This window comes from Acinetobacter sp. 742879, from assembly GCF_000588535.1.
GTDB classification, from domain to species: Bacteria; Pseudomonadota; Gammaproteobacteria; order Pseudomonadales; family Moraxellaceae; genus Acinetobacter; species Acinetobacter pittii.
Genome location: NZ_JFYC01000017.1, coordinates 25,155 through 40,822, shown reverse-complemented (window position 1 = coordinate 40,822; position 15,668 = coordinate 25,155). Strand labels below are relative to the sequence as shown.

The following is a 15,668-nucleotide window of genomic DNA, read 5'->3' as shown; positions in this document are numbered from 1 at the left end:
ATGTAAGGACACAACCCATGCAAAATGTACAGTTACTAATTCACGGTCAATCTGTTGATGCATCAAATCAGGCAACTTTTGAGCGTATCAGTCCAATTGATGGATCGGTGGCAACTAAAGCTGCTGCTGCAACGTTGGAAGATGTTGATCGTGCAATCGATTCGGCACAACAAGCTTTTAAAGTATGGTCGAAACTCTCGCCTACCGAACGTCGCTTACGTTTGTTAAAAGCAGCTGATCTACTGGACCAAAAAACCGAGCAATTCGTTGAAACTGGAATGCAAGAAACAGGTTCAACTGCAACATGGTATGGGTTTAACGTTCATCTTGCTGCCAACATGTTACGTGAAGCCGCAGCCATGACCACACAAATTGACGGAAGTCTGATTCCGTCAGATGTGCCGGGCAATCTTGCGATGGGTGTGCGGGTTCCTTGTGGTGTGATTGTAGGAATTGCACCTTGGAATGCTCCTGTCATTTTGGCAACACGTGCGCTTGCTATGCCTTTGGCTTGTGGTAACACGGTAGTGTTAAAAGCATCGGAAGCCTGCCCAGCAACACATCGTCTCATTGGTGAAGTGTTACATGAAGCAGGTCTAGGTGAAGGTGTGGTCAATGTGATTACGCATGCCGCAGAAGATGCACCACAAATCGTGGAGCGTTTAGTGTCTCATCCAGCTGTGAAACGCATTAATTTTACCGGTTCAACCAAAGTCGGCAAAATTATTGCCGAGACTGCTGCTAAATACTTAAAACCAGTTTTGCTCGAACTCGGTGGTAAAGCCCCGGTTGTGGTTTTAAATGAGGCTGATATTAATGAAGCCGTAAATGCTGTGGCTTTCGGGGCGTTTTTCAATCAGGGGCAAATCTGTATGTCGACAGAACGTGTTTTGATTCAAGACAATATTGCCGACCAATTTATTGAAAAACTGATTGAAAAAACCCGCTCTATTCAGGCAGGTAATCCAACCTCAAAAGACAATGTACTCGGTGTTTTAGAAAGTCGCCGTGCTGCAAACCGTATTCAGCATTTGCTAGAAGATGCCCAAAACAAAGGTGCTGACTTACCTTTAGGTATCCATATTGAAGACACCACCATGCAACCGACGCTGGTGCTCAATATCAAACCTGACATGCTGCTTTACCGCGAAGAATCATTTGGACCTGTATGCACAGTTCAACGTTTTTCAAGCATTGAAGAAGGCGTAGCACTGGCAAATGACAGCGAGTTTGGTCTGTCTTCGGCAGTGTTTAGCCAAAATATTTCGCTGGCATTAGAAGTCGCTAAACAGATTGATTCGGGTATTTGTCATATTAACGGAGCAACCGTACATGACGAAGCTCAAATGCCATTTGGCGGAACAAAATCGAGTGGTTACGGACGTTTTGGTAGTAAAGTCTCTGTTGCCGAATTTACCGAACTACGCTGGATTACCATTCAAACCCAATCACGTCATTACCCGATTTAGTCAGGCTAATGCGAATACCGACATATTAAATAAAAATTGCATGATGCAAAAAAATAAAGTGCAGTGATGCGCTTTCCATGGAGTGAAAGAAATGCAAATGAATGCCACTCAATCACAAGACCGCGAACGGTTCGTAAAATTAGGGCAACATGATATTCATTATCACCATAAAGATGACACGCTCTATATCAGCCCAAAAGAGCAATTAAAACCGTATCCACAAAAACTGACAGATCGGTTAATTCATTTTGCGCAAATCAAACCCGACCATATTTTTGCAGCAAAACGCAATGCTCAAGGTGAATGGGTCAAACTGAGTTATGCAGAAGTTTTACAACGTGCATGGCATATTGCTCAGGCTTTGCATGAACGTAAGTTAAGCCAAGAAAGACCACTCGTTATTTTAAGTGGTAATGATCTCGAACATTTAACACTGTCTATGGCTGCCATGCTGGCAGGTGTACCTTTCTCAGCTATTTCCCCTGCCTACTCTCTTATTTCTCAAGACTTTGGCAAACTTAAACATGTGTTTGAAGTTCTTACACCTGGTATGGTCTATGCCAACGATGGACAAGCTTTTGCCAAAGCCATTCAGGCATGTATTACATCCGACATTGAAGTGGTGACCAATAAAGGAATTGTAGGCGATCAGATTTGCACATCATTTCAGTCGCTGTTAGATACACCAGTTTCAAATGTTCAAGAATTTTACCAAACTCTTGATGAAAACCAGATTGCCAAATTCTTATTTACATCAGGTTCAACCAAATTGCCTAAAGCTGTGCCGACCACGCATTTAATGTTGTGTGTTAATCAGCAAATGTTATTACAAACTTTCCCTGAGTTTGAAGAAACGCCGCCTGTCCTACTCGACTGGCTATCTTGGCACCACACATTTGGCGGCAGTCATAATGTCGGCATCGCACTCTATAACGGCGGTACGATTTACATTGATGATGGCAAACCCGTTGCAGGAAAATTTGACGAAACCATTCGTAATCTCAAAGAAATCTCTCCAACCGTTTATTTAAATGTGCCAAAAGGTTGGGAAGAACTCACCGAAGCCTTAGAAAAAGATGAAGAATTAAGAGACCGCTTTTTTGCCAAAGTTAAAATTTTATTCTTTGCAGGTGCAGCGCTTTCAGAAGCGGGCTGGAACAGACTCGATAAAATTGCTCAGCAACATTGCGGAGAAAAAATTCGTATCATGAGCGGATTGGGCATGACTGAAACAGCACCATCTTGCGCTTTTACAACTGGCCCACGCGTAATGGCTGGCTTTATTGGCTACCCTGCTCCGGGATGCGAAATTAAGCTAGTGCCATGTGGTGACAAACTAGAGTTTTGTGTTCGTGGCAAACATGTCATGAAAGGTTATTGGCGTTTAAAGGCAGACCAACAAAGCACTGTGTTTGATGATGAAGGCTTTTTCCATACGGGCGATGCTGTTCGTTTGGTCGATGTGAATGATCCAACTAAAGGCCTGATGTACGACGGACGAATTGCTGAAGACTTTAAACTCAATACAGGCACTTTTGTGAATGTGGGCACACTACGCAACAAAGTACTCATTCAAGGTAATTTACTGGTTCAAGATGTTTGTATTACAGGTTCAAACCTGAATGCGGTTGGCTTTCTGATTTTTCCAAAACTAGATGCTTGTGCTCAACAAGCTGGCCTTAAGCTGGGCGAACATTCTCCAACAGAGATATTACAGCATCCTAAAGTCCAGCAATGGTTCCGCCAATTTTTAACGACCTTTAATAAAGATGCGACTGGCAGCTCAAATACAGTCTCCATGCTTTATTTAATGATCGAACCACCTCAACTCGATGCAGGCGAAGTGACCGATAAAGGTAACCTCAATCAAAGCAGTATTATCAAGCGTCGTGCAGCTTTAATTGATGAACTTTATCAAAAGCAGACTGATAACCCGCTGATTATACGGGTGCCCACCTTAAAGCAATAAGCAATTGAAATAAAAAAGGAAGCTCAAACTTCGGTTTGGGCCTTAGCCTCACTTTTGCCTAAAAAAGGTTCAACATGCCACACGATACAGAATTTGAACTATTTCGGGATAGCTATCGCAGGTTCTTAAAAGAACAGGTTGCCCCGTATTACGAACAGTGGGAACAAGATGGCCTTATCCCACGTGATTTATGGCTTCGTCTTGGGGAGAATGGTTTTTTGTGCGTCGATGTACCCGAGGAATATGGCGGCTACGGCGCTCCTGTGCACTACTCACTCATGTTGGTTCAAGAAACTGCTCAAGCTGGTTTTGCATCTTTAGCGGTTGCCATTGGCGGGCAAAATGAGTTGGTCTCTCCTTATCTGCAAAATATCGGATCCGAAGAGCAAAAACGTTATTGGTTACCGAAAATGGTGACAGGTGAAGTCGTCACTGCAATTGCCATGACCGAAGCCAATGCTGGTTCAGACCTACAGGCCATACGCACTCAAGCGATTTTAGAAAATGATCATTACCGTATTAATGGTTCAAAAACTTTTATTTCAAATGGTTTGCATGCCGATCTGATCGTTCTGGTTGCGAAAACTGATCCGCAAGCTAAAGCAAAAGGCATTTCGATTTTTCTAGTCGATGCTGCGTTAGATGGCGTTAAAAAAGGCCGTTCATTACAAAAAATCGGACTGCATGCCCAAGATACAGCTGAACTATTTTTTGATGATGTTTGTGTACCTGTCACACAACGTTTGGGTGAAGAAGGACAAGGTTTTGCTTATTTAATGCAAGAGTTACCTCGCGAACGTTTGAGTATTTCCATGATGGCGTTGGGGTCAATTTTAGGCGCCATTGAAATTACTAAAGACTATGTACTAGAGCGTAAAGCTTTCGGACAACCGTTAAGTCAAATGCAAAACACACGATTTGTACTCGCAAACGCGCAAATCAAAGCAAAAGCCGCACAAGCCTTTGTAGATCAATGTGCAGCGCTATATCAACAACACCAGTTAAGTGTCGCTCAAGTTGCCGCATTGAAGTGCTTTATTACCGACACTCAATGTGAAGTGATTGACCAATTACTTCAGCTTTTTGGTGGCTATGGTTACATGCAGGAATACCCGATTTCACGCTTTTTTGTGGATGCGCGGGTACAAAAAATTTATGGGGGAACCAATGAAATTATGAAAGAAATCGTGGCCCGAGAACTGCTCGGAAAATAATTCGATTTAAAAACCAAACAAGGCAGACACAACAACTATGCCTTGTTGAAAATAAAAAATGATATTTCAGGAAGAAATGCTATGTCGAAATTATGGATGTACTCTACCCTTATGCTCTCAGGTTCAGTGTGGGCTGGCAGTTTTATTGACAACAGTTCAGTAGAACTCACCACACGAAATTTCTATTTTGACCGCGACTACCAAGAGCAATCCGCTTACCCTGCTGCCAAGGACTGGACACAGGGGTTTATTCTTAAAGCCAATTCAGGTTATACCGAAGGGACTGTCGGTTTTGGGCTGGATGTGCTTGCAACGGCGGGGTTCAAACTTGATGCCGATGCAGAGCATGGAGGTACAGGTAACTTACCTAGAGACACGCGCACCAATGAACCTGCTGACTCTTATGGCGAAATTGGGGTCACAGCAAAAGCAAAAATGAGCCAAACCGAGCTACGCGTTGGTACGCTCATGCCAATGAACCCTGTTTTAGTGGCTTCACCCGCGCGTTTACTTCCTCAAACTTATCGAGGAATTTCACTGACCAGTAAAGATATTAAAGATTTTGATTTACAGGCAGCCTACCTCGATAAAGTGAATCATCGGGATTCAACCAACTATGAAAAAATTAAAATTTCTGGGGTGAATGGACGATTTAAAAGTGCCGAAACTGATGGGCTTTATTATTTAGGTGGAAACTATCAGTTTAATCCTGCACTCAAGCTCACCGCTTTTTATATGGATGTTGATGATCTTTATAACCAAACCATGGTCGGTGCTTTACACCAACATAAAATTAATGACACCACTAATTTTAGCTCACAATTACGTTACTACCGCAGCCGAGATGATGGACAGGCGAAAGCAGGCTTAGTCGATAATGACCTTTATCATGCGCATTTCGAACTCAAACATCAAAACCATAAATTTATTTTCGGAACCTTCCAACATCACGGCGACACCGCCTTTCCATATTTGACTGGAGGTGAAACTGGGCTTCTTATTGACACATGGCCGGGTGAGTTTTTAAACCCAAAAGAGAAAGCCTATAGCTTCCGTTATGAATATGACTTTAAAGATTATGTACCGGGTTTACGTTTTATGACCCGTTACACCACAGGTCACAATATTTATGCACCCAACTTAGGCGGAACCAATTTAAAAGAACGCGAAACAGACTTTGATTTAGGCTACACCGTTCAAAGTGGCTGGGTAAAAAATTTAGGGCTACGCGCGCGCTATGCCATTTATGACAACAACATGCTCTCTACAGCCAACATCAAACCTGTCAACGAAACCCGTATCAACATTGACTACACATGGAAATTTAAATAATTCAAAACAAGAGGTTCTGTCACACATAGAACCTCTTTTTATTTCGGGAAATTCATCATGAAGAAAGTTGTAACGCTACTCTGCGGAATTTGTCTCATTGCCCTGACTCATGCCGAAACACAATATAGCCCGCCACCTATTCAGCTTGAGCCTTTAGCAAAATTTAGTGTTGATCTAAATGCGCCTGTTTGGGAGTTAGGCACCACCAGTGATGCAGGTAAACGCCGAATTATTCCCATTACAGGTGGGACATTTGAAGGGAAATCACTTAAGGGCCGCATTTTAAATAATGGTGCAGATTGGCAAATTGTCGACAGTAAAGGGCTGGCCATTATTGATACGCGATATTTGTTAGAAACCGATGACGGTGCTCTCATTTATCTTCAAACCAAAGGTTACCGACATGGCTCAGCAGAAACACTAAAACAGCTTGCTCAAGGCAAAGATGTCGACCCGAAAAATTACTATTTCAAAATTACCATGCATTTTGAAACCAGCTCACCTAAATACTCATGGCTTAACCAGACCGTTGCGGTAGGTAGTGCAATGCGCTTGGGCAAAGCGGTTATTTATGATGCCTACACCCTGAAATAATAATTTTTATAACACCTACAAAAAGGATGGACCCTTCATTATGGATCAAAAAACTTTAGAACACTTACCCCCCATCCACCATCATTTGGGTGGACACAATATTTATTGGAATGATAAGAACACTGAACTCACCATCCACTACACGGCGCTAGAAAGCTTTACCAATCCACGCGGCACCGTTGAAGGTGGCATGATTTGCGCCATGCTTGATGACGTGATGGGACTTTTTGCATTTCTTGCAAATGACAGTAACCCCGCCACCACAATTAACTTAACGATGGATTTTTTAAGACCCTGTGCCGTTGGCGAAGTCCTTACAAAATGTCGATTCATTAAACAAGGCAAAACCGTACTGAATCTCGAAAGTGAAGCTTGGCAAAACAACAAAATGATTGCACGAAGCACAGCTAATTTTCTGGTTTTAGATTAATTACACCATTCATTCAATAAGGATATGAATAAATGAATTACACCAACAATAAACGAATTTTGACCCGCTCCGCTTTGGTGCTTGCCATGCTTGGTGCTTTGGCAGGCTGTGGAAGTGATAATGATGACACAACGGTTCCGTCAACAACCAAACCACCGCAGTTATCTCCTGCTGTTGGCGTAAAAATGACAGGAAGCTGTTCAGACTTACTGGGATTTCAGTACAACAATACCGTTATTAGCTCAGCTACCCTTCAAGAAGCAGGTACATTGACTGTCGCCAACAAACCGATTGGCGCTCATTGTTTGGTTAAAGGTTATATGGACCAACGTGTAAGCCCTGTCGATGGACAAACCTATCAAATTGGTTTTGAAATGCGCTTACCAATAGACTGGAACGGTCGTTTTCTCTATCAAGGCAATGGCGGAACCGATGGTAATTTAGTAGCTGCAACGGGTCAGGTCGGTAGCGGTGGTCCACTGACCAATGCCCTGCATGATGGTTTTGCTGTTATTTCTTCCGATGCAGGACATAATGCTTCACAAAATCCAATGTTTGGTTTAGACCCTCAAGCCAGAATTAACTACGGCTACGGTGCCATTACCAAACTCACGCCTATGGCAAAAAACCTAATTAAAGCCGCATATGGTAAATTGCCAGACCGCTCCTATGCAGGCGGTACATCTAACGGCGGGCGTCACGCCATGATTGCTGCAACCCGTTTGGGCGACCAATATGACGGAATTTTAGCAAGTACACCGGGTTTTCACTTACCTCGTGCAGCCGCGGCTCAACTCTACACAGCACAACAGCTTCGTCGTGTCGCAACAGATGAAAATGACCTAAGTACTGCTCTAACTCTTCCAGAGCGCAAAGTATTAGCAAAAGCTATTTTAGATCGATGCGATGCCTTAGACGGTGTTGCAGATGGGCTGGTTCAAGATGTCGAAGCTTGCCGTACAGCTTTTGATATTCACAAAGATGTACCCGTTTGCTCAAGCACAAGAGATGGGACTTGTTTAAGCACCGAACAAATTGATGTATTAGCCAACATTTACCGTGGTCCTGTAAACTCTGCTGGACAAGCCCTCTATGCAACCCAACCTTTCGACCCCGGTTTAGTCGGTAGTAACTGGGCAAGCTGGAAATTTGAATCTTCTGTGGGAACAGCACGTGACCCCGTTGCAGTTGGAATTCTTTTTCAGGTTCCACCAGACCCAACTGTGACTCAAAATTCTAGACAATTTGCCTTTAATTTTAACTTCGATACCGACTATCCAAAACTCTCGGCAACCAATGATGTTTATACTGAAAGTTCGATGTCTTTCATGATGCCACCTGATGAATTGAATCTAGGTAAACTCCGTAATCACGGTGGAAAAATGATTGTGGTACAAGGCACAGCAGACGGTGTTTTCTCTGTAGATGACACCCAAAATTGGTACGATCAACTGCTACAACACTATAAAAATGATGCAAAAAGTACAGCACCTGAATTTGCGCGTTTCTTTAGAGTTCCGGGCATGAACCATACCCGTGATGGTATTGCGACCGACCAATTTGATGCATTGACTGCTTTAGTTAACTGGGTGGAGTATGGACAAGCACCTGACAAAATCATTGCGGCTGCACGCGGTGCAGGTAATCCGAGTGGTCAAATTAATACGGAGCTTCCAAAGGACTGGGCGCCAGACCGCACCCGTCCACTTTGCCCTTACCCACTGATCGCCCGTTACAATGGTCAAGGTGATAGTGAGAAAGCTGAAAACTTTAGCTGTAAATAACATCCAATAAGATAAAAAGAGAGCTTAAGTAAGCTCTCTTTTTATCTTACTCTGCCCAATCTTAGCTCAAGCTCACTGCTTAAACTTTTTAATACTTTTAGACAAATGAGCTCGCATCATTTGTCGGGCCAATAAACCATCCTGATCGACAATTGCGTTATAAATATTGACATGATCATGGTGAACCGCTTTTAAATATTCTTCGCGGTTTTCAGGACTTTGCTCAATAGATTTTAAACGTGCACGTGGAATAATTTTTTCGCCAAGATACTTTAGAAAATCAACGAAATATTGGTTTTCAGAAGCTTCAGCAATGGCAATATGGAAATCATAGTCAGCTTTTACCGTACCATCATTGGCATCTGATGAAATATGACGCTCAAAGTCTTGAAGCGCAGCTTTCATTTTATCAATATGGATTTGCTTACGGCGCTCAGATGCTAAAAAGACAGCTTCCGACTCAAGACTAATCCTAAGCTCAAGTAAAGAAACAATATCGTTAATGGTTTCTAAACTGGCATTAGACAGCAAAAAATTTTGCTCAACTGTCTGTTCTTTTACAAAAGTACCAATCCCGTGACGAGTCTCGACAAACCCTAATGAACGCAACTCAGTAATTGCTTCGCGAATAACAGAACGGCTTACTTCAAAAGTTTCAATTAATTCAAGTTCGGTCGGAATTTTCTCTCCGACTTGGAAGTCTCCAGACTGAATTTTTTCGATCAGTTGTTCTACAATAATCTGGCTTAGTTTTTTTGTTGATCTAGGTTTAATTGCACTAGACATAATCTGAAGAACTCATGAAATGTTGAAAAAATTAGAAAATTCATTTTACTATAAACTTAGACGATAGTCATATTCGGTTTTTATACCTCTAAGTTATTAAAATCAAAATATTTTATCTCCCTTATCAAGCTCTCACATATATTTAAAAAGTAAGCAACTTATGCTTCTGTTGATATTTAATAATGCGTTGAATAAGTTAAAAAATATGCAGCTCAATACCATTGATTGAGCTGCACAACTTTTAAATTTGAGCCTGAGTTAATTGCCCATTGACCAGACGAGTAATCTGTAGTGGATTACTATCTTTTAATGCATCGGGTAATAAAACTTGTGGTGTATTTTGGAAACATACCGGACGCAAGAAACGCTCAATCGCTCCCGTACCCACCGAAGTTCCGCGTGCATCACTGGTTGCAGGGAAAGGACCACCATGTACCATGGCATCAGACACTTCAACTCCTGTCGGGAAACCGTTAAACAATACACGGCCAGCTTTACCGGTTAGCAAATGAAGAAGCTCGCCTGCTTCAGACAACTCATTTTCATCACCAATAATGGTTGCCGTGAGCTGTCCACCTAAAGACTCGATCCCTTTTAACAAAGTCGCTTTATCTTCTACGCCAATCACAATCGACATTGGCCCGAAAACTTCATGTTGTAGTTTTGGGTTGCCTGACAATAAAACAGATTGATCCGCTTTAAATAGATGTGCTTTTGCTTGAGAAACTAGCTCGGCCTCTTGTCCTGTCGCAATAACTTTAAAACCAGCTTCACTGTTTAGAGCATCAATACCTTGACGGTAACTTTTTAAAGTTCCTTCATTCAGCATGACCTGAGGCACAGCTTTTTGCGTGCTTTCAGCTAAAGCTGCTACGAAACTGTCAAATTCAGGACCTTGTACGCCTAAAATTAACCCCGGTTTTGTACAGAACTGGCCACATCCCATATTAAATGAGGCAACCGTATCCTGAGCAATTTGTTCACCACGAGAACTCAGCGCTTGAGATAAAACCACTACAGGGTTCACACTCGACATTTCAGCAAAGAATGGAATTGGCTGAGGACGGCTCTGCGCAAGGTTATAAAGTGCCATTCCGCCTTCAAGAGAACCCGTAAAACCAGCTGCCTGAATCAGTGGATGTTCTACCAAGTTTGCACCAATACGGCCACCAAAAATCATATTGAATGTGCCTTTAGGCATACCGCAAACTTCGATTGCTTTTTCAATGGCTTCTGCAACAAGCTCAGCAGTTGCCATATGACCAGAGTGTGCTTTAAAGACAACCGGACACCCTGCTGCTAAAGCAGCTACGGTATCACCGCCTGCTGTTGAAAATGCAAGTGGGAAATTACTCGCGCCAAACACGGCAACCGGTCCTACTCCAACTCTATATTGACGCAAATCGACACGCGGCAAAGGCTTACGCTCTGGTAATGCCACATCAATACGAGCACCATAAAAATCGCCACGGCGTAAAAGTTCAGCAAACAGTCGAAGCTGACCAGTAACACGGCCTGTCTCTCCTTGAAGACGAGCAAGTGGTAAGCCTGTTTCAAGTGAAGCGACTTCTTGCAGGTTCGCACCTAATGCTTCAATTTGGTGAGCAATTTCTTCAAGAAAAGAGGCTCGTTGCTCTTGAGAAGTTTGGCTATAAACTAAAAAAGCGTTATGTGCAGCTTGAGCAGCCTGATCTACTTCTTCAAGGGTCGCCTGACTAAATACATAACCTGTTGGCTGATAGTCTTTTGCAGCTATACTTTCTAGGGCTGGCGCATTTGCAGCAACACGTTGACCATTAATAAACTGCCGACCGTTATTTTTACTCATTTTAAAGCTCCAATACCTAAACAGTTAGAATTATTGCGGACCAAGTGTCGCAATAAGCGCAGCCAAATCTTCATAGTCTGCTTGAGTTAAATCACTTAATGGTGGACGCACTGGACCTGCATCATGCCCAACAATTTTGGCACCTGCTTTAATCATGCTTACTGCATAACCTGATTTACGGTCGCGAATTTTTATCAATGGCAAGAAGAAATCTTTAATCAAACGATTGGTTGTTTCAAAGTCATCACTGCGAAGCGCGTTATAAAACTCCATTGCAGTCTTTGGAATAAAGTTAAATACAGCTGATGAATAAACTGGACAACCTAAGGCTTTATATGGCGCTGCAAAAACTTCTGCTGTTGGCAGGCCACCTAAATACGACAAACGATCACCCATAGTCTGAGTCACTGCTGTCATCATATCGATTTGACCAGAGCTGTCTTTAAAACCGATTAAGTTCGGGCACATCTCGGCTAACTTTTGGATTGAATCGAGATTTAATCTTGATACGCTACGATTATAAAAAATTACGCCAAAGTCTACTGAGTTACATACTTGCTTAACGTGTTCGATCAAACCTTCTTGGCTTGCTTCAGTTAGGTAATGTGGCATTAACAAAATACCGTGTGCACCTAAGCGCTCTGCTTCTTTTGCCTGTTCAATCGCCTGACGTGTCGGACCACCTGCCCCAGCAATAATCGGTACACTACCTTTACAAGTATCGACAGCAGTTTTAATCACGTCAGAGTATTCACTTCCAGTTAACGAGAAAAACTCGCCTGTACCACCCGCAGCAAATAATGCACTTGCACCATAAGGTGCTAACCATTCAAGACGTTTTGCATAAGAAGATTTATTAAAGTCCCCATTTTGGTCAAAGTCAGTAACCGGAAAAGAAAGAAGACCATCAGAAACAATGTTTTTTAACTCAAGAGCATCCATTAGAAAATATCCATACATGTTTATGTTGTCAGACATCTTACATCATAAATTTTATTTTAATCAATATATTTTTCCTCTGAAAAATTAAATTTTTTAAAAAGATTAAAATTCATTACCCAAAAAGACCTAACCCATTATTTTATAAAATATAGTTAAAAATTCTTAATTTCACGGCTAATCGTTAGATATAAAAAAAGCTGTCCATATGGACAGCAAAGCATTAAGACAATTCAAAAAGCGAATTGTTCAAAAACATCGGTAAAACATTAACGAACCAAACACGGCTTTTTATTATTAAATGACCAGTTTGGTATTAAAAATTGCATCGCATCGGCATCATTACGAGCTCCTAAACCTTTTAATTTATAGAGCTCATGAGCTTGGTTAATTCGGTCCCAGTCCAACTCGACACCAAGTCCTGGTGCGGTTGGCACCTGAATTTTACCGTCTTTAATTTCAAGCGGTGCTTTAGTGAGCTGATCTGTACCTTCTTGCCAAATCCAGTGCGTATCAATTGCCGTTACCTTACCTACCGCAGCGGCAGCAACATGGGTAAACATGGCAAGTGAAATATCAAAGTGATTATTAGAATGCGAACCCCACGTTAAGTTATACATATTGCAGTGCTGTGAAACTCGAACCGAACCTTCCAATGTCCAAAAATGTGGATCAGCCAAAGGAATATCAACAGCTTGCAATTGGATACTATGCGACATTTCACGCCAGTCCGTAGCAATCATATTGGTCGCAGTGGGTAAACCTGTTGCACGTTTAAACTCGGCCATAATTTCACGGCTTGAATAACCTTGTTCTGCACCACACGGGTCTTCCGCATAGGCCAGCACACCTTTTAAATGTTTACCCAAAGCAATTGCTTCATCTAAAAACCATGCTCCGTTTGGATCAAGCGTTACACGCGCTTCTGGAAAACGGCGCGCGATAGCTGTAACAGCTTCGGCTTCTTGCTCGCCCTGTAATACACCACCTTTTAATTTAAAGTCTTTAAAACCATAACGGTCATAAGATGCTTCTGCTAAACGCTGTACTGCCTCGGGTGTTAACGCTTTTTCATGACGGACTTTATACCAGTCATGGTTATGCTGAGGTGTAGTCGCATAGTCTAATGAAGTCTGTTTTCGGTCACCGATAAAGAATAAATATCCTAAAACTTCAACTTCACTACGTTGCTGGCCTTCACCTAGTAAGCTTGCAACATTCACATTTAAATGCTTGCCAAGCAAATCAAGTAATGCTGACTCATAAGCCGTTACAACATGAATTGTGGTACGTAAATCAAAGGTTTGATTGCCTCGACCACCACTGTCACGATCAGCAAAAGTTTGCTGAATTTTCTTGAGTAGATTTTTATATTCACCAATCGGCTGCCCTTCTACTAAGGCTTTAGCATCATTTAATGTCGCTAAAATTTTTTCTCCGCCCGGAATTTCACCTACACCAATATTTCCAGAGTTATCTTCGATAATAAGTATATTACGAGTGAAATAAGGTCCATGAGCACCACTCAAATTGAGCAGCATGCTGTCATGTCCAGCAACAGGAATTGCTCGAATTGATTTAACGATAGGTGTAGAGGTCGCCATTAAAATACTCCTTGGCATTCTGATACTATTTTTTCATCACCAAAACTTATAAGACATCAGACAACTTGTCAATATAAACCCGCATAAAAATTATTTTTCGACCCTACTTGCCAAAATAATATTTTTAATCATATGATGTCATACATCTAAAGACGCGGTTTTAGAACTAGGACTATAGAGTAGATACAAAATTCCGTTTTCTCATCTATTCTATCGATGAATTTGACATGACGTCACCTATTTCACGGATATGCAAATAGGTCGATTATTAAAAAGAGTTTGTATATGGATAATCTGCAAACAAATATTGCTGCTGTGAATCAGCAACGAGCGAAGCATAATAAAACGCGCTATTACATTTTAGCGATGATTTTCTTAGTCACTTCATTAAATTACGGTGATCGAGCAACCCTTTCAATGGCTGCCGCTCCAATGTCTCAAGAACTTGGATTAAGCTCAGTGACCATGGGATATATATTCTCTGCGTTTGGCTGGGCTTATGTGATTGGTCAAATTCCAGGTGGATGGTTACTCGATAAGTTTGGTGCTCGAAGAGTCTATTTCTGGAGCATCATGCTCTGGTCATTTTTCACTATTCTCTTAGGTTTTGTCGATATTTTAGGTTCTATACCTCTCATTATCGCCTCATTATTTCTTTTACGTTTTTTGGTTGGATTATCTGAAAGTCCTGCCTTTCCTGGAAACAGCCAGATTGTAGCAGCATGGTTCCCAACCAAAGAACGTGGAACCGCCGCAGCGATATTTAACTCGGCTCAATATTTTGCCACTGTCATATTTGCGCCATTCATGGGATGGTTGGTTGCCCATATTCATTGGCAATCTGTATTCTGGATTATGGGTGGACTAGGTATTGTGATTGCTTTTATCTGGTTAAAAGTCATCTATAGCCCAGAAAAGCACCCTACTATTAATTCAAATGAGTTTAAATATTTACAAGCAGGCGGTGCTATTACCAGCATGGGTGAAAATCAGCTTAAAATTGCTGATGAAAACAATAAAATGAATTTTAAAAATATTAAAAAGCTGCTCTCTTCTCGTATGCTTCTAGGTATTTTTATCGCTCAATATTGTATTACCTGCTTAACCTATTTCTTTATTACTTGGTTCCCTGTGTACCTTGTAAAAGAACGTCACATGTCAATTTTAGAAGCTGGTTTTGCAGCTGTATTACCGGCGCTTTGCGGATTTATTGGCGGTGTATTAGGAGGAGTAATTTCCGATAAACTCATCAAAATGAATAAATCTCTAACCTTTTCCCGTAAGTTTCCCATTATTTTTGGCATGTTGTTATCAACCAGTATTGTGGTTTGTAACTATGTCGATTCGCAAACAGCCATCTTATTCTTTATGTCACTGGCCTTTTTTGGTAAAGGTTTTGGTGCATTAGGTTGGGCAGTTATGTCGGATGTTGCACCAAAAGAAATGGTAGGTTTATCGGGTGGTCTATTTAATACCTTCGGCAATACAGCAGGCATCGTGATCCCGATTGCGATTGGCTATATTATCAATTCGACTGGTTCTTTCAATGGTGCACTTGTTTTTGTAGGTATACATGCCGTCATCGCAATTATTTGCTACCTCTTTATGGTCGGAAAAATCCAGCGCTTCGAGTTAAAACCTACCTCTTAAAACTTTAAGTCATAACGCTTAACTAACTTAAGCGTTATGACCTCTCTTCAAATGTATAAAAGGAACGAT

12 protein-coding genes are annotated in these 15,668 nt (G+C 41.7%); 8 read left to right on the top strand and 4 right to left on the bottom strand.

The genetic code is table 11. The features are described from left to right. The first annotated feature begins 17 nt into the window (after positions 1-17). From J690_RS20405 to J690_RS20375, 7 genes are all read left to right on the top strand, one after another. On the top strand, positions 18-1,469 hold the full coding sequence (locus J690_RS20405; protein WP_032037965.1) for an aldehyde dehydrogenase: 1,452 nt from the start codon (positions 18-20) through the stop codon (positions 1,467-1,469). An 82-nt stretch (positions 1,470-1,551) separates the two neighbouring features. Further along, positions 1,552-3,438 (top strand): feruloyl-CoA synthase, encoded by a 1,887-nt coding sequence (locus tag J690_RS20400; RefSeq protein ID WP_171073750.1) that lies wholly within the window; start codon positions 1,552-1,554, stop codon positions 3,436-3,438. 74 nt (positions 3,439-3,512) lie between these two features. After that, positions 3,513-4,652: an acyl-CoA dehydrogenase family protein gene (locus J690_RS20395; RefSeq protein ID WP_032037960.1), complete on the top strand. Its 1,140-nt coding sequence runs from the start codon at positions 3,513-3,515 to the stop codon at positions 4,650-4,652. Positions 4,653-4,733: 81 nt separating this feature from the next. After that, the gene (locus J690_RS20390; RefSeq protein ID WP_032037958.1) at positions 4,734-5,984 is read left to right on the top strand and encodes an OprD family porin; all 1,251 of its coding nucleotides are present in this window, start codon (positions 4,734-4,736) and stop codon (positions 5,982-5,984) included. Between the two features lie 57 nt (positions 5,985-6,041). Further along, the gene (locus J690_RS20385; protein ID WP_014206153.1) at positions 6,042-6,578 is read left to right on the top strand and encodes a DUF3237 domain-containing protein; all 537 of its coding nucleotides are present in this window, start codon (positions 6,042-6,044) and stop codon (positions 6,576-6,578) included. 40 nt (positions 6,579-6,618) lie between these two features. Next, positions 6,619-7,008, top strand: a complete 390-nt coding sequence (locus tag J690_RS20380; RefSeq protein WP_032037956.1) for a PaaI family thioesterase — start codon at positions 6,619-6,621, stop codon at positions 7,006-7,008. A 32-nt stretch (positions 7,009-7,040) separates the two neighbouring features. After that, positions 7,041-8,792 (top strand): tannase/feruloyl esterase family alpha/beta hydrolase, encoded by a 1,752-nt coding sequence (locus J690_RS20375; RefSeq protein ID WP_032037953.1) that lies wholly within the window; start codon positions 7,041-7,043, stop codon positions 8,790-8,792. 72 nt (positions 8,793-8,864) lie between these two features. Here the strand turns inward: J690_RS20375 and J690_RS20370 are convergent, their stop codons facing one another. The 4 genes from J690_RS20370 to gudD all read right to left on the bottom strand — a co-directional run bounded on the left by J690_RS20370 (position 8,865) and on the right by gudD (position 13,949). Continuing rightward, positions 8,865-9,578, bottom strand: a complete 714-nt coding sequence (locus tag J690_RS20370; protein WP_014206150.1) for a FadR/GntR family transcriptional regulator — start codon at positions 9,576-9,578, stop codon at positions 8,865-8,867. Positions 9,579-9,819: 241 nt separating this feature from the next. Further along, on the bottom strand, positions 9,820-11,406 hold the full coding sequence (locus J690_RS20365) for an aldehyde dehydrogenase (NADP(+)) (protein ID WP_032037950.1): 1,587 nt from the start codon (positions 11,404-11,406) through the stop codon (positions 9,820-9,822). Between the two features lie 30 nt (positions 11,407-11,436). Beyond that, the gene (gene kdgD / locus J690_RS20360) at positions 11,437-12,348 is read right to left on the bottom strand and encodes a 5-dehydro-4-deoxyglucarate dehydratase (protein ID WP_009387806.1); all 912 of its coding nucleotides are present in this window, start codon (positions 12,346-12,348) and stop codon (positions 11,437-11,439) included. Between the two features lie 266 nt (positions 12,349-12,614). Beyond that, on the bottom strand, positions 12,615-13,949 hold the full coding sequence (gudD, locus tag J690_RS20355; RefSeq protein ID WP_032037947.1) for a glucarate dehydratase: 1,335 nt from the start codon (positions 13,947-13,949) through the stop codon (positions 12,615-12,617). A gap of 285 nt (positions 13,950-14,234) precedes the next feature. Here gudD and J690_RS20350 point away from each other — a divergent pair, with 285 nt between their 5' ends. Continuing rightward, positions 14,235-15,599, top strand: coding sequence for an MFS transporter (locus J690_RS20350; RefSeq protein WP_014206146.1), 1,365 nt, complete (start codon positions 14,235-14,237; stop codon positions 15,597-15,599). Positions 15,600-15,668 lie beyond the last annotated feature (69 nt).

Coding starts and splice junctions, on each gene's coding strand:
- J690_RS20405 (WP_032037965.1), top strand. CDS start 18: ATGCAAAATGTACAGTTACTAATTCACGGTCAATCTGTTGATGCATCA.
- J690_RS20395 (WP_032037960.1), top strand. CDS start 3,513: ATGCCACACGATACAGAATTTGAACTATTTCGGGATAGCTATCGCAGG.
- J690_RS20390 (WP_032037958.1), top strand. CDS start 4,734: ATGTCGAAATTATGGATGTACTCTACCCTTATGCTCTCAGGTTCAGTG.
- J690_RS20385 (WP_014206153.1), top strand. CDS start 6,042: ATGAAGAAAGTTGTAACGCTACTCTGCGGAATTTGTCTCATTGCCCTG.
- J690_RS20380 (WP_032037956.1), top strand. CDS start 6,619: ATGGATCAAAAAACTTTAGAACACTTACCCCCCATCCACCATCATTTG.
- J690_RS20375 (WP_032037953.1), top strand. CDS start 7,041: ATGAATTACACCAACAATAAACGAATTTTGACCCGCTCCGCTTTGGTG.
- J690_RS20370 (WP_014206150.1), bottom strand. CDS start 9,578: ATGTCTAGTGCAATTAAACCTAGATCAACAAAAAAACTAAGCCAGATT.
- J690_RS20365 (WP_032037950.1), bottom strand. CDS start 11,406: ATGAGTAAAAATAACGGTCGGCAGTTTATTAATGGTCAACGTGTTGCT.
- kdgD (WP_009387806.1), bottom strand. CDS start 12,348: ATGGATGCTCTTGAGTTAAAAAACATTGTTTCTGATGGTCTTCTTTCT.
- gudD (WP_032037947.1), bottom strand. CDS start 13,949: ATGGCGACCTCTACACCTATCGTTAAATCAATTCGAGCAATTCCTGTT.
- J690_RS20350 (WP_014206146.1), top strand. CDS start 14,235: ATGGATAATCTGCAAACAAATATTGCTGCTGTGAATCAGCAACGAGCG.